Source organism: Algoriphagus sp. CAU 1675, assembly GCF_029222925.1.
Lineage (GTDB): Bacteria > Bacteroidota > Bacteroidia > Cytophagales > Cyclobacteriaceae > Algoriphagus.
Window position 1 is genome coordinate 265,662 of the sequence record NZ_JARHUI010000002.1, and the last position, 19,810, is coordinate 285,471.

The following is a 19,810-nucleotide window of genomic DNA, read 5'->3' on the forward strand; positions in this document are numbered from 1 at the left end:
GCCCATGAAAAATCCAAATGAATCCAAACGCAGGAGTTTTTTAAAAGCCGGTGCCACATTAGGCGCTGCTTTTCTAGCATCCCCGATCATTTCTGCCCCTGTTTCAGGCGATTTTCCAAAAAACAATGAAGCTAATTCGAGTCCGTCAAAACTCATCAAAAAGAGAGTCCTTGGTTCCGGGAAACACAGCCTCCAAGTCTCTGCACTGGGTTTGGGCTGTATGGGACTAAGTTATCATCGGGGTAAAATTCCCGATCGAAAAGTTGCCATTGCCCTGATTCGTAAAGCCTATGAAGCAGGTGTGAATTTCTTTGACACCGCTGAGGTTTACGGCCCTTACACCAACGAGGATCTAGTTGGAGAAGCGCTACAACCTTTTAGAAAAGAGATTTTGGTTTCAACCAAGTTCGGGTTCAATATTCAGAACAACCAAATGGCCGGACTAAATGGGCGTCCTGAACAAATTCGAAAAGTGGCCGAAGAATCCCTTAAACGATTGAGAACCGATGTTTTAGATTTGTTTTACCAGCATCGACAGGACCCCAATGTCCCAATTGAAGATGTGGCGGGAACAGTAAAGGATCTCATCGCAGAAGGAAAGGTCAGGAATTTTGGGTTGAGTGAGGTTTCCGTAGAAACCATCCGACGAGCCCATGCTGTTCAGCCGGTCACTGCCATACAAAGCGAATTTCACCTAATGTGGAATCGGGTCATTGAAAATGGTGTTCTGGCAACCTGTGAAGAATTGGAAATCGGTTTTGTACCCTACAGCCCAATTAATCGCGGATTTCTCTCCGGTATGCTCAATTCTCAGACGAAGTTTTTTGCGGAAAACGACAACCGGGCAGGATTGCCCCGCTTCCAGCCGGATGCCATGGCTGCCAACCGACCGATTGTCGAGGCCTTGATTGACTTTGGACATCAGCGTGGATTAACCCCAACCCAGGTAGCCTTGGCTTGGCTGATGCATCAAAAGCCCTTTATCGTCCCCATTCCAGGCACCACCAAGGAAGCGCATCTGATGGAGAATTTGGCCGTGGCAGAAATCCAGTGGTCAGAAGCAGAAATTAAGGAACTCACAGAATCCGTCTCCAAACTCCAGATATATGGAGACCGATACACACCCGTGGAGCAAAGTCGGATTCAGAATTGATCAAATTAACCAGCTACATGAAGATAAGTGGCTTTTATTTGATTTCTGTAAGTAAATCCACTTCTAAATTGGTAAATTTTATTCCTAATTTGAACATACTATGGCCCTATTTACACTGAATATCAACGGAAAAACCCAAGAAGTGGACGTGGATTCCAACACGCCCATCCTGTGGGTATTGAGAGACCACCTGGATCTGGTAGGCACCAAATTCGGATGCGGGATCGCCCAATGCGGAGCTTGCACCATTCATCTGGACGGCAATGCGGTCCGATCTTGCCAATTGCCTGTTTCAGCGGTAGGCAGCTCGGTAATTACCACCATAGAAGGACTTTCCGAAAATGGGAACCACCCTGTACAGGAAGCCTGGTTGGAGCATGATGTGCCTCAGTGCGGGTATTGTCAGGCCGGTCAGATCATGACCGCAGCGGCATTTTTGAAAAACAACCCCAACCCAACTGAGGAGGAAATTGAAAATGCCATGAATGGCAATATCTGTAGATGCGGAACCTACACCCGAATCAAAGCCGCAGTACAAACCGCTTCCCAAAAACTCTAAACTTTTAAAGCATGACTACTGTAAACACAAAACTGGATAGAAGATCATTTTTAAAAGTATCTGCCCTGGCAGGAGGCGGCATGATGCTCAGCTTTAGCTGGCTGGCTGGTTGCAAACCTACCCCTGAAGAGGAATTGGGATTGCCCAAAGAATGGTTTGAACTCAACAGCTATATCAAAATCGGAGAAAACGGAGCGGTAACCCTCTACTCTCCCAACCCTGAATTCGGTTCTAATGTCAAAACCTCCATGCCGATGATCTTGGCAGAGGAACTCGACACAGACTGGAAAAACGTATTTGTGGAGCAAGCAGACTTTTATCCCGAGCGTTTTGACCGACAGTTTACCGGAGGAAGCCAGGGAATACGCATGGGCTGGAGACCTATGCGAACAGCGGGTGCGACAGCAAGGGCCCTATTGGTAAACGCCGCCGCACAAACCTGGAATGTCCCCTCTACTGAAATAACTACCTCAGCCGGGATTTTGGAACATAAAGCAAGTGGCAAAAAAGCCCATTACGGAGAAATGGCCAGCTTGGCAGCTACTTTGGAAGTTCCAGAAGAAGTACAGTTAAAAGACGTCAATGATTTCAAGATCATCGGGAATTCAAAAAAGAATGTAGACGGTGAAAATATAGTAACCGGAAAGCCTCTTTTCGCTTTGGATCACAGGGTAGAAGGCATGAAATACGCTGCCATAGTCCATCCCCCTGCATTTGGGATGAGATTAAAGTCTTTTGACAAAAACTCCGTAAGTGGCATGCACGGTATATTGGATGTATTTCCGATTTCTGTTTTTAAGGACGATTACACAAGAAATAGTTTTGATACCACTACTTTCCCCGAAATAGTCGCCATCGTGGGCAATTCGACCTGGGAGGTCATGCAAGCCAAAAAATCTTTGAAAGTTGAATGGGAAAATGCTCCTGAAACCAGCTTTCAAATGGCAGGATGGGGAGGAAACACTTCCTCAGTCTCCATTCCGGCAGGATTGGAAAACTCCTCCGTCCACAAGGCAAGAATGGCCGAATACAGTCAAAAACCCGGGACTATTTTACGCCGCGACGGAGATCCGGAAGGGGCTTTCAAAAAAGCAGCAAAGGTGATCGAAAGAACCTATTCTGCCCCTTTCTTAGCCCATAATACCATGGAACCCATGAATTGCTTCGCAGATGTCAAAGGTGACAAAGCAGTGATTTATGGACCTACCCAAGCTCCTGAATTTATCATGGGCACCTTGGTTCAGGCTCTGGGAATCCCCAGAGAAAACATACAGATCAACCTGGCCCGAATGGGAGGTGGATTTGGGCGTAGAGCCTATAGCCACCACTTGGTAGAAGCTGCCCTGATTTCCCAAAAAATTCAAGCCCCGGTATCCATGGTCTATACCCGTGAGGATGATATGTCTGCGGGGGTTTACAGACCGGCTTATTCCGCTACCTATAGAGCTGCCATGGATGAGAACAACAACCTTTTGGCCTTGCATGTGAAGGCCGGGGGAATTCCTGAAAGCCCTATCCATGCCAATAGATTCCCTGCGGGAGCCATTGATAATTACCTCGCGGAAAGCTGGGACATTCCTTCCAACATTACCATCGGAGCCTTTAGGGCCCCGAGATCCAACTTTATCGCCGGGGCAGAGCAAAGCTTCCTGGATGAGTTGGCAGAAGCCATGGGGAAAGATCCTATAGAGTTCCGCCTGGAATTGCTTAAAAGAGCAGAAACCAATCCAGTTGGAGAAAACAACGACTACCTTCCTCAGCGCTATGCCAGTGTTTTGGAATTAGTTCGGGAAAAATCGAATTGGAATAGCCCACAACCCAACGTCAGCCGGGGAGTATCTGCTTATTTCTGTCATAATTCCTATGTGGCTGAAGTTGTCGACACAGTAATCAAAAACAATCAACCCGTGGTGGAATCAGTCTATGCCGCTGTGGATTGCGGGATTGTGGTCAACCCGGATGCCGCCAGAAATATGGGTGAAGGGGCAATTGTGGACGGAATCGGAAATGCCTTCTTTGGAGAATTAGCCTTTGAAAACGGGACGCCTACCAAGACCAATTTCGACAAATATCGAATGATCCGACACAAGGAAGCTCCAAAGAAAATCGAAGTGCATTTTGTGGACAACGGAGAAGAACCGACCGGATTGGGAGAGCCTCTCTTCCCTCCTGTTTTTGCCGCTTTGGCAAACTCACTGTATAAAGCTACCGGTAAGCGCTACTACGAGCAACCCTTTGCTCCACAATTGGAGATGCAAAATTTGAAGATGTAATTAATCACTTCCCATTTCAATCGCCTGAAGAGAAATCTTCGGGCGTTTTTTTTTACAATCCTTTAAAAAAAGCTAACCTAGATAATTATATTGTTTCAATTTGAAAAAATATAAATTTATCAATTTAAAACTCTAAACCTGTAGACCTATGTCCAATTTGTTTCAAGCCAAAAGACTTTGGAGTTTTATAAGGTTGTTAACTTTCTCAAGTCTCATTTTTTTTATTCACCAAGTTTCCTCCCAAACCACCTCACCTTCGGCCAAACCCCGAATCATCATCACCGCCGACCCGGAACTAGACGACAACAACTCCCTAATCCGCTTGATTCTGTACAGCTCGGATATGCAGATCGAAGGACTGATCTATGCCAGTAGTCAGTTCCATTGGAAAGGGGACGGAAAAGGCACCAAGTGGTTTGTACCTGGCAGAGAATACGACCGATTTGGCATGAATGAATGTCCCTGTACTTCCTGGAGATGGGCCGAAGGCGAACGCTTTATCCATGACATCGTGGTAGCTTACGAAAAATCCTACCCCAATCTCAAAACCCATAATCCTGGCTACCCAAGTCCCGAATACTTGAAATCGGTGATTCGATATGGAAACATTGATTTTGACGGGGATTTCAGTAAAGATACACCCGGATCGGACCTTATCCGAAGGAAAATCTTAGACGATCATCCAGGCAAACTTTTCATCACTGCTTGGGGAGGTGCCAGCACCATTGCCAGAGCTCTATACACTATCCAAAGAGACTTTGAGTTGACTGAGGATTGGAAAAAAATCCAGGCCAAGATCAACCGAAAGGTGGTCCTTTTGCCATCTGGAGACCAAGACGACACCTTTGCAAGTTATATCCGTCCCAACTGGCCCGACATCGAATACCGGCAATTCAGGCAAGTCCCCAGCTATGGGTATGGTGCCCAAATCCGTGCCTCAGCTGAAAACGCTCCATACCTAACCTCAACATGGATGAAAACGAATATCTCTGACCAAGGTCCCTTGGGTGAACTGTATCGGGTTTGGGGTGACGGAAAACAAATGGTTGAAGGTGATAAAGTGGATTATTTTGGCATCGCAGGAAAAACGAATGAGGAGCTAAAGGCAATGGGCTATTTAGTCTGGTTACCCGTACAGGAAAAAGGTTCTTGGCTGGGAGAAGGAGATAATCACACGGTCATGAATATGTTGGGAAATGGACTCCGCGCATATGAAAAAGGAACTTACGGTGGCTGGGGAGGAAGAACAATTTTGACTGCTCAGCCAACTGCTGTCTCGGGAATGAGTTCATCGGGTTCGGCGGATGACATGGCTGCCCTTCTGTCCAATCAAAACCGAGCGCAGACGGATTTGGAACCCTTCCCTAACTATTTTCCAGAAGCCCAAAAGGATTTTGCAGCCCGAATGAAATGGGCGGTCACACCCAATTTTAAAGATGCCAACCATGCCCCCAGCCTGAGAATTGAAGGTCCACTGATTTTGATGGGTTCCCCTGGGCAAAAAACGAAAGTGCATGCCTCGGTGAGTGATCCGGATGGAGATGAAGTATCCATACGATGGTTTCAGACTCCGGTAAGTGGCTTTGAAGCAAAAGCGGAAATTTCCAGACCTGAAGGAAAATCTATAGAGCTGATTTTACCCAAAGATACAAAACCGGGTCAGGAAATCCATTTAATTGTAGCAGCAACGGATTCTGGAAGTCCAGCCTTGACCAGCTATCAACGGGTGATTATTCGAGTTAAAGGACTATAATCCAAGAGACTGAAAATAGACCAATCATGCATTTTTTTTTGCAAAAAGAAGGCCTTTCCAAATTTGGAAAGGCCTTCTTTTTGAATTCAGCGATTTTATTTAAACAGCTTTTGGGAAAACACCACCAAGTAATCCCGCCAGTTATTCCAAGTATGGCCTCCTTCAGTTTCCAGGTATTCATACTTCATCCCAAAGTCATCCATCTTTTTTCTAAAGTCTTTATTACCATTAAATATCATCGGCATATCGTCTACACCCATACCCATCCAGTATAATTTATAGCCATTATCCCGCTGCAGTTTCAACTTTTCATCCTGATTCTGATAGACAGCTGAGTTGGGAGTCTCCCCGCCAGGCCTAACCCCCAGTGCCGAGGAAAACAGCCCGATATAATCAAAGGTATTAGGATAGTACATGGAGATATTGGCGGTATGAAATCCACCCATAGAAAGTCCGGCAATGGCTCTCCCCTCTTTGGTGGCTTGGGTCCGGTAATTACCCTCCACAAAAGTCATCACGTCCACAAAGGTTTCTTCAAATTTCCCATCCATCGTATGTGGGAGCATAAAGGTTGGCTTCACAAATCCATCACTGCCTTTGCCTGGTGCAGCTTCCTGAGAAACATTCCCATTGGTCATTACTACGATCATCGGTTTAATTTTCCCTTCTGCCAGCAAATTGTCGAAAATCTCCGCTGCCCGTCCCGATCCTGTCCAGGCCTCTTCGTCTCCACCAATCCCGTGCAAAAGGTATAGAACCGGATAGTTCTCGCCGCTAGTTTCATAGCCTGGAGGGGTATAAACACCCAACCGGCGCATTTTGCCATTTCCAGGAGAATCATACCAACGGAAGGCTACTGTACCATGAGCAACTTGCTGAACTTTATAATGATCTGCTTTGCCTCCCTCGATGATAAAGATGCTGGAAAGATTCCCCACATCACGGATCGCATAGGCATTTCCAGGATCAGTAGACCTTGCCCCGTCAATGATAAAATGATATCTATACAATTCTGAGGGTAAAACCGGTGTGGTAAAACTCCAAACACCTTCTTCATTTTTCACCATTTCATAGGTGATGGGAGCAAAGGCTTTTTCCCCATCCAAACTTCCTGAAACACTGACTTGACTAGCGGCAGGGGCCTTTACCTGAAAGGTGACCGAATGGTCAGGATTGATCTTGGGAGAAACAATAGGATTTTCATTGAAGAGATCCTGTTGCGCAAAGGCGGAGAAGGTAACCAGGCCTAAAAAAACCTGAAGGAATAATCGTCTCATGATTGAATTTTATTTTACACCAAACAAAATTGATCAGTCATGATCAATTTCTCTTACCTCAATTACTTGAATAATTACCATTATTCCTGATCTGGGAAAGGTTTGAAATTTCTTCTTTTTCAAAGACTTATATTTGATCATTGTCTAAACAAGATCAAGTAATACATGGCTTCTCAAGCAAACACAATCGCTCAATTTAATGCCTACGTTGGCCAGGAAACCCTGCACCCCTTGATCAGTGTGGTGGATTTCTCTAAGCTAAAACCCTTCAAATTCAGAAGAGGACAATTGGGCGTTTATGCGATTTTTCTGAAAGAAGTCAAATGCGGAGATATCATTTACGGCTGCCACCATTACGACTATGAGGAAGGATCACTACTTTTTGTATCTCCAGATCAAGTGTATGGAATAGAAAGTGACGATGCACAGCAGGCAAAAGGTAAAGCCATTATTTTTCATCCAGATCTTCTATTGGGGACTGCTCTTGGGAGAAATATGGATTCTTACACCTTTTTCTCTTATGAGGTAAATGAGGCATTACACCTTTCTGAACGAGAAAGGGCTACTGTCAACGATTGCTTTGAAAAAATCAAACATGAATTAGAACAGACCATCGATAAGCACAGTAAAACCTTAATCACCTCCAATCTGGAGCTTTTGCTTCAATACAGCATGCGTTTCTATGACCGACAATTTATCACCCGGCATCATGTAAATACGGATGTTTTGGCAAGGTTTGAACAAGTCTTATCCAACTACTTTCAATCTGAAAAGCCTCTGGAAATCGGTTTGCCGTCAGTGGCTTTTTGCGCGGCACAGATCAATCTTTCTCCAAATTATTTGGGGGACTTGATCAAAAAAGAAACCGGGAAATCAGCCCAGGAACATATACAATCCAAACTGATCGAATATGCCAAGCGAAAAATCCAAGATTCAAGCAAAAACATTTCGGAAGTAGCCTATGAGTTGGGGTTCAAATATCCACAACACTTCACCCGAATGTTCAAGCGGGCTACCGGCTATACTCCACAGGAGTTTAAATTGTTGAATTAATTTCTACACTAGTTACATTTGAATTTCTTAACTTAAAGCATGACTCAAGTAGCAGAACGCTCCCTCTCTGAATTTAATACTTCACTCAAATTAAAAGGCTTTAATGCCTTCCAGATTGAGAGTGATGAAAATGCTACCCGAGTCTATAGCCGGAAAGACTTTTTTAAAATATGCCTGACCACAGGGAAAAGCATCATCAATTATTCTGATAAAAGCTATAAGGAAGAAGGCACCATTCTTTTCTTTGGCAACCCTCATATCCCCTATTCCTGGGAAACCCTCTCGAGTACCTATATCGGATATACCTGCCTTTTTTCAGAGGAGTTTTTGGGTCAAAGTGAACGGAAAGAAAGCTTGTTACAATCACCTTTATTCAAAATAGACGGGACACCGATTTTAAGAATAACCGAAGACAAGCGCCTTTATTTGAATAGTATATTCGAAAAAATGATCGAAGAGCAAGAGTCAGACTATGCTTTCAAAGATGATTTGATTCGAAATTACATCCATCTGATTTTTCATGAAGCGCTGAAAATGAAGCCTTCAGAGAATTTTGTACAGCATAAAAGTGGATCATCTCGTCTAACTGCTGTTTTTCTGGAACTCCTGGAAAGGCAATTTCCAATTGAAACACCTGAGTCTCCACTCGAACTAAAGACTCCACAAGACTATGCCCAAGTTTTGGCTGTCCATGTCAATTCGCTAAATCGAGCAGTAAAGGAAGTTACAGGGAAACCCACTTCTGCTCACATCGCCGAAAGAATCATAATTGAAGCCAAAGCTTTGCTACAGCACACCAACTGGAATATCAGTGAAATTGCTTATGCCTTAGGCTTTGAATACCCGACTTATTTCAACAATTTTTTTAAAAAGCATACCGGTACTAATCCTAAATCTCTGAGGGAATAGGCTATCTCTTAGCGTGTGATAGGAACTAGTTTAGAAAAGTATTTTCATGTTTGAAAATCTTAATTCCTCATTTGATTAGTATTAACTAGAGATTGTTTAAGGTTGGTACTTTTGTGAAAGATTTAAAACCCAATTGGAATGAAAAATCCTTCCAGTAAAATAAGCTTAGCGGAAATCCATCAACGGTTAATTTCTGGGGACGTGGTCCCAATTACAGATCCCGTTTTCCAGGTAATTAACGAGGAATGCGCCAAAACCTTAAAGTTGATAGCTCAAATAAATGCTACAGGTGATATCGGCTTGGCACATGAGCTTTTATCCAAAATCACAGGCCAGGACTTGGACCCTACGGTCACTCTTTTTCCTCCCTTTATGACCAACTTCGGAAAATTCACCAAAATCGGGAAGCATGTATTTATCAATCATGGCTGTTCCTTTTTGGATCTGGGAGGAATCACGATAGAAGACCATGTATTGATTGGTCCGCAGGTGAAACTGGTTACCGAAAATCACCCCTTGAATCCAGAAAATAGAAGAGGAATGCTGGCAAAACCCATCGTCATTCAAAAAAATGCATGGATCGGAGCTGGAGTCACCATCCTTCCCGGAGTAACCATAGGTGAAAATGCCGTGGTAGCAGCCGGAGCAGTCGTTTCCAAGGATGTGCCATCCAATACCATGGTGGCAGGGATTCCTGCCAAGATTATTAAATCAATTGAAATAAACTCTTGATCAACTAGTCAAATAAATTAGAAATAGGAATCTATTATTAACACTAATCCCTAAATCCATGAAAGTGACCAAAATCTTATGTAGTGTACTTCTAACCATTCTTTTCTTCCAAAGCCAATGGATTTTGGCACAGGAAGTATCTCAAAAAGAGGCGATTGAAGCCATTTTTCCTCAAGGACAAAAGGGCTCTGAAAATTTCTTTACGGGCAACGCTTACAACTATGGACTTGTCGCCAGCGACACTTCTTTAACCACCTTAGTTGGTAATGTTTTCTTTGAACCAGGAGCGAGAAGTAACTGGCACACCCATCCTGCGGGTCAGATTCTCATCATTACCTCAGGCAATGGATATCATCAAATCGAAGGACAGCCCAAGCAAGAGCTTAAAAAAGGAGATGTGGTGACTTGCCCTCCCAATACCCGGCATTGGCATGGTGCCAGTCCGGATACGGGCATGCAACAGCTGTATATCATTCCCAACACAGAGAAAGGAATTGTGGTCTGGATGGAGGCTGTCACCGATAAAGACTATTTGAAATAGAGTCTCAAGCCTAAAATACTATTAAACCAACTAACTCAATCCATGAAGCCTTAGAACCCAAGGAGAAAATTTCTCCAACAATCAGCCTTGGCCAGTGCAACCCTAGCTCTGACCAATCCCCTTGATTTGATTTCTAAACCAACTAAAGACCAAACTAATATTCCAATGAACCAAGCAATTAAAACCAGAGGCTATGCCGCAACCGATGAATCCGGAAAACTTAGCCCATTCGAATTTGAGAGAAGACCTATGGGGGATGATGATGTCTTGATCGACATCAAATTTGCCAGCATTTGCCATTCGGATATTCATCAGGAAAAAGGACACTGGGGCAAGCAAATTTACTCTCAGGTTCCTGGACATGAAATTGTCGGTGTTGTTGCGGCAGTGGGAAAAAACGTGACCAAGTTCAAAGTCGGAGACCGGGCAGGAGTAGGCTGTATGGTGGACAGCTGCATGGAATGTGAAAGCTGTACCCACGGAGAGGAGCAATTCTGCGAAAGAGGCCAAACTTTATTCACTTATGGATTCCCTACTAAGGAGGAACCAACTGGTATTACCCAGGGAGGATATTCCGACAAAATCGTGGTAAGAGACCATTTTGCGGTCCACATCCCTGAAGACATCAGTTTTGAAGAGGCGGCCCCATTGCTATGTGCAGGAATCACCACCTATTCTCCCCTGATGAAGGCAAACTTCAAGGCTGGCGATAAAATTGGTGTGGCAGGTATTGGTGGATTAGGCCATTTGGCTTTGAAAATTGCCGTTTCTAAAGGTGCTGAAGTTTATGCGTTTACCACTACCGCCGACAAAGTAGATGACATCAAATCCTGGGGTGCTAAGGAAGTAATTGTAGTGGACGAAACTTTCCAGTCCATGCAGGCTTTCAACAAGAAACTGGACTACATGATTTGTACCATCCCCTATGAATTCAATGTGACTCCCTACATCATGTGTGTGAAGCCTTATGGCTCTTTTACCCTAGTCGGTATGCCAATTAATTCTGAAATCACCATCAACAACCTGATGCTTTCCTTTGCTCGGGTTAATTTCAATGCGTCTCTGATCGGAGGGATTCCAGAAACCCAGGAGGTAATCGATTACTGTGCTAAGAATGACATTCGCCCCAATATTGAAATCATCTCAGCAGAGCAAATCAACGAAGCTTGGGAAAAAGTAGTCAACAAAGAGGCTCGATATCGATATGTAATCGACGCTGCTACCTTTTAAACGCAGAAAATGAAAATACTTCTGTCATTCTGTTTGTTCCTTGGTTTCCTAATTTCCGATGCAAACCGACAGAATACAGGAGTATTTTTTCCTAACTTAAATTCCATGGAAAATAATTTCAGGATTAGCATAAAGATTGGTAATCAGGAATTTGCTGCAACGCTTTATTCTAATCCGACTTCAGAAAGCTTAATTACGCAGATGCCTTTTCAGGTGGAATTGGAGGACTATGCAGGTATGGAAAAAATCTTCTAGCCTCCCGCTTCACTTTCAAAAATTGGAGCTCCTGACAGTGCAAAACCTTCAGCAGGCGATATCATGTACTATGCTCCATGGGGCGATGTTGCAATATTTTATGAAGACTTCAGGAACTCTCCGGGATTAATTCCCATGGGAAAAATTGAAAATGTCGTGGCTTTTGCAAATGCGGTAAACAAGGGTACAACAGCCACTTTCACACACCATAAAAACTAAAACATTGGAAATTAAAAAGAACGGAACTCACGGATTCTACAAAGGCCCCGAAGATTGGTTTACAGGACAGGTTCGAATACAGCCTCTATTTTCCAAACAGCCCAAAACACTGGCTGCAGGGGCTTTGGTCACTTTTGAGGCAGGCGCAAGAACTGCCTGGCATACCCATCCTGCCGGACAAACCTTGATTGTCCAGTCGGGCTTGGGTTTGGTACAAAAAGAAGGGGGCCCAATCGTAGAAATCGGTCCGGGAGATGTAGTCTATTTTGAGCCGGAAGAAAAACATTGGCATGGCGCATCCCCAAAGTCTCCCATGAGTCACATTGCCATTCAGGAGGAAGTAGACGGAAAGGTGGTTACCTGGATGGAGAAAGTTACCGACGAGGATTACGAAAGAAAATAAGCCTTTTGAAATTTGAAATTGGCGCCCAATGAATGCATAGGATTGAGCTCTCCCTAAAGTGCAGGATAGTTTACTTGTTCAAATCCCATTACTTTTCAAAATTTCCAAATTCAATCTTTTCCTACCCTTTAACCTCTGAAAATGCCACCAATCTTCCATTCTCGAAGAAGTTTTCTAACTAAAATTTCTGTGGCTACAGCAATTGCTACCATTCCTCTATCTGGTTGGACCTATTCAAAAAGAGAGGAAGAATACATCACTTCCGATACGCTTTATGGAAAAATCAGAGGTCAGCGAGTGGAAGGGGTAAATATCTTCAAAGGAGTTCCCTATGGGGGAAAGATTTCCGGTACCAACCGATTTAAAAAAGCGGGACCGCCTGAATCCTGGACTGGAGTTCGGGACACCTTGGAATTGGGAGCACCTGCCATTCAAAATCCAAGAAGAGGAGAACCTGAACCATCCGAAGATTGTCTCTTCCTCAATGTTTGGACCCCAGCCAATGACGGCAAGAAAAGAGCGGTCATGTTTTACAGTCATGGTGGCGGGTATGTGAATGGTTCTGGAGGATCAGGTGGACAGGATGGAGCCAATCTAGCCCGAAACTTCGATGTGGTGGTCGTTCAGACCAATCACCGATTGGGATTACTAGGATTCCTTTACCTAGATGAAATCGCCGGAGAGGAATATCAGGGTTCCGGGAACCGGGGAGTTCAGGACATCGCTTTGGGCTTGAAGTGGGTTCATGAAAACATTGCCAACTTCGGAGGTGATCCGGACAATGTGATGATTTTTGGAGAATCTGGAGGAGGTGGAAAAACGGCCTGTCTCTACGCTATGCCTGAAGCAGCTCCCTATTTCAACAAAACCTCTATTGAAAGTGGCCCGGGAGTTCGAATGCTCAGTAAAGAGCAGGCCAAAAAAACTACGGATGCAGTATTGAAGGCCTTGAATATTGCTCCTGAAAACTGGAAAGAACTCTTGGAGGTCCCGGCGAGCAAACTATTTGAAATTCAGAACAGCATACCGAATGTACCTCCCTTTCAACCTCAGTTTTTGGGAAATCCTCAGGACAATCCCATTTGGGGATTTGGACCCGTAATCGACGGGAAGGTCTTGCCTCATCATCCATTTGATCCGAAAGCTGTAGAGATTTCCAAAAACAAGCCGCTTCTGGTAGGCTGGAATGAGGACGAGTACAATTTCTTCGCCTGGCAGCGACGAGATACAGCTCCTTATTCCATGAACTTTGAACAAATCACGGAGCGACTCGCCGAGTCTTTTGGGGAAGATGCCACCAAACTGGTAGAAACCTATCGAAAGGTAAATCCTCAAGCTTCAGCCCCGGATATTTTTGTAGCCATTTCTTCCATCAATATGATGGGCTTGGGGTCCATTGAAATTGCTGAAAAGAAAGCGATCCAAGGAGGCGCGCCGGTGTATCTCTACAATTTTGGCTACAAATCCGACATGAAAATTCCGGGAACGGACTATGAAATGGGAACTCCTCATGCCATGGATATTTCCTTCAAATTCAACAATGAAGTGCCTCCGAAAGAAGGAGAAGCACCGAGAATGGGTTTTGGGGGTAGCAAACCGGACCGATTCCATGCCTCGCACAATTTTGCTGAGCTTTGGACAAATTTTGCCAAGACAGGAATCCCATCCGCCAAAGATGCTCCAGCCTGGCCTGCCTACAACCTAGAGACGAGACCCACCCTACGAATTGACGTAAAATGCGAAGTGATCGAAGACCGATTTCATGAAGAACTCCAAACCTGGAGAGAAATCGGAAAACTTGTGAGCACAAATTGATAACCAATCTGAAAAAATCTTAAACAAGAAAATCTAGATATGGAAATGATAACCTACAACGCTATGAAAAGGCTTTTAAAAGAATTTCCTCTATTCCTCTTTCTATTTCTTGCCTCTATTTCATCTTATTCACAGCAGATTAGCACTGATTTCTTAACCAAAAACTGGAACGCAAGATGGATTACTGCTGCAGAAAGCAATCCTACGGATTACGGAGTGTATGTTTTCCGAAAGAATTTTGACCTCGCTACCAAACCCGATAAATACATCATTCACGTCTCTGCTGACAATAAGTATAGGCTGTTTGTAAATGGAGAATTTATCGGTGTTGGTCCGGCTCGAAATGATATCGAGCACTGGTTTTTTGACACGTATGATATCGCGAAATATTTAAAATCAGGAAAGAATACCATTGCGGCAAAAGTATGGAATGAAGGCCCAAGAAAAGCCGAAGCCCAGATTTCCTTGCGAACCGGCTTTATTCTCGATGGTGAAGGGGAAGCATCCGCAATTGCAACGGGCGATACCTGGAAGGCCCTAAAGGACGAATCTTATTCTCCAATCCAAGTGCGAGTTTATGGGTATTATGCCGCTGGTCCAGGGGAAAATATTGAAATGGGAAAGTACCTCAAAGATTGGCAATCCCCAGATTTGGATGATCAAAATTGGCCAGCTGCCCAGGCCTCCACTCCGGGAGTTCCTAAAACTAAAGTGGGTGCCTTTGGAGCACCGATGGGCTGGATGTTGATTCCTTCAGGAATCCCTCCTTTCGAATTTTCTCCTGAAAAAACCCCTATGATCCGAAAAGCAGAGGGACTTTCTGTCAACGCTCAATCTTTTGGTGAATCCCCTATTCAAGTTCCAGCCAATTCCAAAGTGAGCTTGCTCTTGGATCAACAGTACCTTACCAATGCTTACCCTACTTTCAAATTTGGACAGGGGAAAAATGCGACGGTGAAAATCACCTATGCTGAAGCCCTTTATGGTGAAGAACGATCCAAAGGAAACAGAAACGAAATTGAAGGGAAAAGCATAGTGGGAAGATATGACCAAATCCTGACTGATGGCAGTGCCAATCAGGAATTCACTTCACTGAACTACAGAACCTACCGTTACATTCAGATGGATATCGAAACCAAGGAAGAACCACTGGTTTTGAAAGGCATGGAGGCCATGTTTACAGGGTTCCCATTTGAGCTGAAAGCAGAATTCGGTTCGGACGATCCTGAGCATCAGAAAATTTTGGAAATAGGTTGGAGAACTGCCCGACTTTGTGCGGTGGATTCCTATATGGACTGCCCATATTATGAACAGCTACAATACATCGGAGACGGAAGAATTCAGGCCATCATCTCCTATTTCAACACCGGAGATGACCGATTGGCAAAAAATTCACTCAACCAGATCTCTTATTCCCAACAGCCAGAAGGGGTAACCTTTAGCCGATACCCTTCTGCTAGCCCACAGTACATCCCTCCATTTTCGATGTGGTACGTAGGCATGCTTCATGACTACCTGATGTATGGATCTGATCTTGAGTTCTTAAAGACTAAGCTCAACTCCTCCAGATCAGTCATCCAATATTTCCAGAGTGTTCAGGGTGAGGATGGCTCTTTAGGAACATTACCTTTCTGGGCATTTGTGGACTGGGCGGTTGGTACCGAATGGAAGCAAGGAATTCCACCAATCGGTCAAGATGGAAACTCAGCCATCTTAGACCTGCAAATGGTCCTAGCGCTACAATATGCAGCTGATTTGGAAATGCATTTGGGAATCAAAGAACTGGGTGAAACCTATCTCAAAGAGGCAGATAGATTAAAAGCTACCATCCGCAAAAAATACTGGGATGCTTCCAAAGGTCTCTTTGCAGACCGATCCGAAAAAGATGTGTTTTCTCAACATGCCAATGCCTTGGCAATTCTTTCCGGCTTAGTGTCTGGAGACGAAGCCAAATCTATTGGGGAGAAAATCCATGCGATGGAAAACGGAATGGTTGAAGCCACCATTTACTTCAAGTATTACATCCATCAGGCCTTGGTTCAGGTAGGTAAAGGAGATGAATATCTTTCTTTCTTGGATGTTTGGAGAAAAGCAATCGATTTGGGCTTGACCACTTGGGCGGAAACTTCAGGTTTGGACAAAACCCGTTCAGACAGTCATGCTTGGGGATCCAGTCCAAATATTGAATTTTACAGAACCATCTTGGGTATCGACAGTGATGGCCCGGGATTCAGCAAGGTCATTATCAAACCACATCTTGGAGAGTTCAAAAAGCTCTCTGGCAAAATGCCGCATTCTAAAGGAGAAATATCGGTTTCTTACGATTTAACCAGTCAGCCGGTTGCAAAAATTAGTTTGCCTGATGGCATCAGTGGAATCTTGATTTTCAATGGAAAAAGGCATCCATTGAAAGGGGGGATGAATACCTTACCCCTTTGAAAGAAAATAAAAACAGCCTATTTCAATCGCCTGAGGAGAAATCTTCAGGCGATTTTTTCTCAGTCCCCCTGATTAAAACCGGCAATTATGATTACTAATAATAAAACTATAATTTGACTTGGATGAATGGATTTATGGCTTCAGTGAGAATAGACGCTTTGATACAGGTGGCCTAAGAATTTATGGTTTAAAAAACAAAGAGTTCAGCCCAAACCAAAAAGTTAATTCCTACCAAAAAACGAAACTTAATTTTAACATCAGGCCTTTGCAAAACTTTATTTTAAACAATCATTACTTAAAACAAAATATTCCATACAAAACAAATACTAAGCAAAACCCGTTTTTTGAAGAAATGTGTCTTTCCAAAAATCAACCATTACTGATAACCTGAAAAATAAACTTTGATCTAGGGCAAATTTGTCAGTTTAAAATCTTACTCATATTATTATTTTAACCCTTTATTCAACCAATTATGAAAAAACTATTATTTCTCCCTGTTGCGGGAATGATTGGCCTGTTATTCTTTCAGGCTACTCAAAAGCCTGAAGTGGAAACTTATCCCGAGTTACATTCCCTAGCTCCGGATATGCCCGCCAATGTAAAGGCTGTTGTGGATCAGAAATGTTATGGTTGCCATAATGCAGAGTCCAAAAACGAAAAAGGAAAAGCCAAACTGGATTGGGATGCTTTTGAATCATCAAAAAAATCAAAGCAGCTGGCTGCAAAAGGCAAAATCAGGGAAGTCCTGGAAAAAGGAGAAATGCCTCCTAAAAAATTCCTGGAAAACAAACCTGAAGGCAAGCTTTCAGAGGAAGAACTTTCGACCCTCCTGGAGTGGAGTGGCGGTAAAAAGAAATCTACGGATTGATGAAGCGATGGCATTACCTATTGGGGATTCCTGTTGTTTTGATTCTTGTCTTACAATTGGTGCCCAATGAACTCCCAACTGTGGAAAACAACAACCCCGGAGATTTGATTGGAAGCGGGATTGTCTCTGACGAGGTCGCTAATTTGCTAAAAACCGCCTGTTACGACTGCCACAGCAATGAACCTTCTTATCCCTGGTATGCCCATGTGGCCCCTTCTTCCTGGTTAGTAGCCAAGGATGTGAGAGAAGCCCGGCAAGAACTTAATTTTTCCAATTGGGAAGATTATGACATGTTGGACCAACTGGGAAAGTTGGACGACATTTATTCAGAAGTTGAGGAAGGGAAAATGCCTTTGGGGATCTATACCATCATGCATCCCTCTGCCAAACTGAGTGAGGAACAAAAGCAGGCCATAGTATCTTGGGCAGAAGAAGCAATGGATATCATTGCAGAGTCGGAAGACGAATAATGATGCATCCTAATTATTTAAGAAAGTGCAGCCGAAACGCTTGCACTTTTTTTATGGGCAATTTGAATTAGATCAATCACATTTTAAAAGTTCAGATTTACCTATTGTCCTCCCAGCTTTTGCATTTCCCCTCCTATTTCCCTAGCTTTTTCCAACCAAACAATAACCCTATGAAAATCTATCTAAGCCTATTGATCCTATTTGTTTTCAGTTTTCACCCACAGGCATTTTCCCAGGAAAAACCCCTTAGAATCATGATGATCGGAGCCCACCCGGATGATTGTGATATCAAATCCGGAGGTACTGCAGCTCTTTTCGCAGCCATGGGACATGAAGTCAAATTTCTATCTGTCACCAACGGGGATGCAGGCCATATGGAAATGGGTGGAGGAATGCTCGCAAAAAGAAGATATCAGGAGACTCAAGAGGTAGCTAAAAGATTGGGAATCACATACGATGTTCTTGACAACCACGATGGAGAACTTACCCCAACCTTGGAAATTCGATTGGACATCATCCGCAAAATCAGGGAATGGGGAGCAGATGTAGTGATTTCCCACCGATCTAATGATTACCATCCCGACCATCGCTATACTGGGATTTTGGTTCAAGATGCAGCCTTTATGGTAGGAGTTCCCAATATTGCCGCTGACACTCCTCCCCTTCGCAAAAACCCGGTATTTCTGTATTACCAGGATCATTTTCAAAAACCCAACCCCTTCGAAGCTGATATCGCCATTGACATCACTCCAGTCATTGACCAAAAGATCTATGCGCTGGATGCCCATGTATCCCAGTTTTACGAGTGGTTGCCCTGGATTGGAAATGACCCTGATGAAATCCCCGAAGGAAAGGAAGAGCGCTTAGCTTGGCTAAAATCAAAGCGGGCCACAGCTCCAAATGCCGTTGTAAGAAAAGGTCTTGAGGAATGGTATGGAAAGGAAAAAGCTGCCCAGATACAATTTGCCGAAGCATTCGAAATCTGCGAGTACGGAACCCAACCCAACAAGGAGGAACTCAAACGCCTCTTTCCCATGCTGAAATAAGGTCTTTCTGCACCATCGAAATCAACATACAAGCTCCATATCCGGAGCCTGTATCGGTTTAGGGAAACAGGCGAAGTCTCTCTTTTTCCTCTACATTTGCCCGAAATGCCTTAAAAAAATGAATTCCCCTCTAGACAATCCCATTTGGAATGCCCTGAATACTTCAGAAATCGACAAAAACATTGGTACTGATAAAATCGCTTTTTTTGATCCTGAAATAGCCCCCTTTATAGGCTTAGCCAAATGGGATGAGGCACATCAGCAACACTTGTTGGAATGCGGCCCGGAGAATCGGAATTGGTTTCTTTTGATAGCAGAGCGGGTTGATTTTTTGGACAAGTTTGAAATTGGATTTACTACTCCGACTTTTCAGCTGACCTGTCAACCTTCCGATTTCAAACAGGTCAAGAGTGAGGAAATTGAAATTCAGGCTCTGAACCCCTCCCATGTGGATGAAATGATTGAGTTGACGGCATTAACAAAACCCGGTCCCTTTACCAAACGGACGATTGAGTTTGGCAACTACCACGGGATATTTGAAGGAGGCAAACTGGTTGCTATGGGAGGGGAAAGAATGCATTTGGATGAATTTACCGAAGTGAGTGCCATCTGCACCCATCCGGATTATCTAGGAAAAGGATACGGAGCCCACATAGTCAGCCATCTGACGGAATCCATTCTTCAGAAAGGAAAAATTCCTTTTTTACATGCAAGGCAAACCAACCTCCGGGCCATCAATGTCTACAAGCGGATTGGCTATGAGATCAGGTCCGAGATTATCTTTTATATGTTCAGGAAAAAAACAGATTAGAAAG

At 43.9% G+C, this 19,810-nt stretch carries 17 protein-coding genes and 1 pseudogene; 17 read left to right on the plus strand and 1 reads right to left on the minus strand.

Going from position 1 to position 19,810, the window contains the following annotated elements:
- Positions 1-4: 4 nt before the first annotated feature.
- The 4 genes from P2G54_RS05165 to P2G54_RS05180 all read left to right on the plus strand — a co-directional run bounded on the left by P2G54_RS05165 (position 5) and on the right by P2G54_RS05180 (position 5,738).
- The gene (locus P2G54_RS05165; protein WP_275868899.1) at positions 5-1,153 is read left to right on the plus strand and encodes an aldo/keto reductase; all 1,149 of its coding nucleotides are present in this window, start codon (positions 5-7) and stop codon (positions 1,151-1,153) included.
- Between the two features lie 100 nt (positions 1,154-1,253).
- A complete protein-coding gene (locus P2G54_RS05170) occupies positions 1,254-1,712 on the plus strand; it encodes a (2Fe-2S)-binding protein (RefSeq protein ID WP_275868901.1) in 459 nt (152 codons plus the stop codon).
- Positions 1,713-1,723: 11 nt separating this feature from the next.
- Positions 1,724-3,985: a molybdopterin cofactor-binding domain-containing protein gene (locus tag P2G54_RS05175; protein WP_275868902.1), complete on the plus strand. Its 2,262-nt coding sequence runs from the start codon at positions 1,724-1,726 to the stop codon at positions 3,983-3,985.
- 148 nt (positions 3,986-4,133) lie between these two features.
- Positions 4,134-5,738, plus strand: a complete 1,605-nt coding sequence (locus P2G54_RS05180; protein WP_275868904.1) for a nucleoside hydrolase-like domain-containing protein — start codon at positions 4,134-4,136, stop codon at positions 5,736-5,738.
- A 95-nt stretch (positions 5,739-5,833) separates the two neighbouring features.
- Here P2G54_RS05180 and P2G54_RS05185 read toward each other — a convergent pair whose 3' ends face one another.
- On the minus strand, positions 5,834-7,015 hold the full coding sequence (locus P2G54_RS05185; protein ID WP_275868906.1) for an alpha/beta hydrolase-fold protein: 1,182 nt from the start codon (positions 7,013-7,015) through the stop codon (positions 5,834-5,836).
- A gap of 165 nt (positions 7,016-7,180) precedes the next feature.
- On the opposite strand from P2G54_RS05185, the gene P2G54_RS05190 reads away from it, so the two are divergent.
- The 13 genes and pseudogenes from P2G54_RS05190 to P2G54_RS05250 all read left to right on the plus strand — a co-directional run bounded on the left by P2G54_RS05190 (position 7,181) and on the right by P2G54_RS05250 (position 19,806).
- Positions 7,181-8,068, plus strand: a complete 888-nt coding sequence (locus tag P2G54_RS05190) for a helix-turn-helix transcriptional regulator (RefSeq protein WP_275868908.1) — start codon at positions 7,181-7,183, stop codon at positions 8,066-8,068.
- A 39-nt stretch (positions 8,069-8,107) separates the two neighbouring features.
- Positions 8,108-8,977, plus strand: a complete 870-nt coding sequence (locus P2G54_RS05195; RefSeq protein WP_275868910.1) for a helix-turn-helix domain-containing protein — start codon at positions 8,108-8,110, stop codon at positions 8,975-8,977.
- 138 nt (positions 8,978-9,115) lie between these two features.
- Positions 9,116-9,709, plus strand: coding sequence for a DapH/DapD/GlmU-related protein (locus P2G54_RS05200; RefSeq protein WP_275868912.1), 594 nt, complete (start codon positions 9,116-9,118; stop codon positions 9,707-9,709).
- A gap of 58 nt (positions 9,710-9,767) precedes the next feature.
- A complete protein-coding gene (locus P2G54_RS05205) occupies positions 9,768-10,250 on the plus strand; it encodes a cupin domain-containing protein (protein WP_275868913.1) in 483 nt (160 codons plus the stop codon).
- Between the two features lie 165 nt (positions 10,251-10,415).
- Positions 10,416-11,480: an NAD(P)-dependent alcohol dehydrogenase gene (locus tag P2G54_RS05210; protein ID WP_275868916.1), complete on the plus strand. Its 1,065-nt coding sequence runs from the start codon at positions 10,416-10,418 to the stop codon at positions 11,478-11,480.
- Positions 11,481-11,585: 105 nt separating this feature from the next.
- Positions 11,586-11,954: pseudogene (locus tag P2G54_RS05215) on the plus strand (cyclophilin-like fold protein).
- A 4-nt stretch (positions 11,955-11,958) separates the two neighbouring features.
- On the plus strand, positions 11,959-12,357 hold the full coding sequence (locus tag P2G54_RS05220; RefSeq protein WP_275868917.1) for a cupin domain-containing protein: 399 nt from the start codon (positions 11,959-11,961) through the stop codon (positions 12,355-12,357).
- Positions 12,358-12,546: 189 nt separating this feature from the next.
- Positions 12,547-14,172, plus strand: coding sequence for a carboxylesterase family protein (locus P2G54_RS05225; RefSeq protein WP_275868919.1), 1,626 nt, complete (start codon positions 12,547-12,549; stop codon positions 14,170-14,172).
- A 63-nt stretch (positions 14,173-14,235) separates the two neighbouring features.
- Positions 14,236-16,611 carry an alpha-L-rhamnosidase N-terminal domain-containing protein gene (locus tag P2G54_RS05230; RefSeq protein WP_275868921.1) on the plus strand — a complete coding sequence of 792 codons (2,376 nt, stop codon included), beginning with the start codon at positions 14,236-14,238 and terminating at the stop codon, positions 16,609-16,611.
- A 472-nt stretch (positions 16,612-17,083) separates the two neighbouring features.
- A complete protein-coding gene (locus tag P2G54_RS05235) occupies positions 17,084-17,479 on the plus strand; it encodes a heme-binding domain-containing protein (protein WP_275868923.1) in 396 nt (131 codons plus the stop codon).
- A complete protein-coding gene (locus P2G54_RS05240) occupies positions 17,479-17,949 on the plus strand; it encodes a heme-binding domain-containing protein (protein ID WP_275868925.1) in 471 nt (156 codons plus the stop codon). Before P2G54_RS05235 ends, P2G54_RS05240 begins: the two co-directional genes overlap by 1 nt.
- 170 nt (positions 17,950-18,119) lie before the next feature.
- The gene (locus P2G54_RS05245) at positions 18,120-18,995 is read left to right on the plus strand and encodes a PIG-L family deacetylase (RefSeq protein ID WP_275868927.1); all 876 of its coding nucleotides are present in this window, start codon (positions 18,120-18,122) and stop codon (positions 18,993-18,995) included.
- 118 nt (positions 18,996-19,113) lie between these two features.
- Positions 19,114-19,806 (plus strand): GNAT family N-acetyltransferase, encoded by a 693-nt coding sequence (locus P2G54_RS05250; protein WP_275868929.1) that lies wholly within the window; start codon positions 19,114-19,116, stop codon positions 19,804-19,806.
- Positions 19,807-19,810 lie beyond the last annotated feature (4 nt).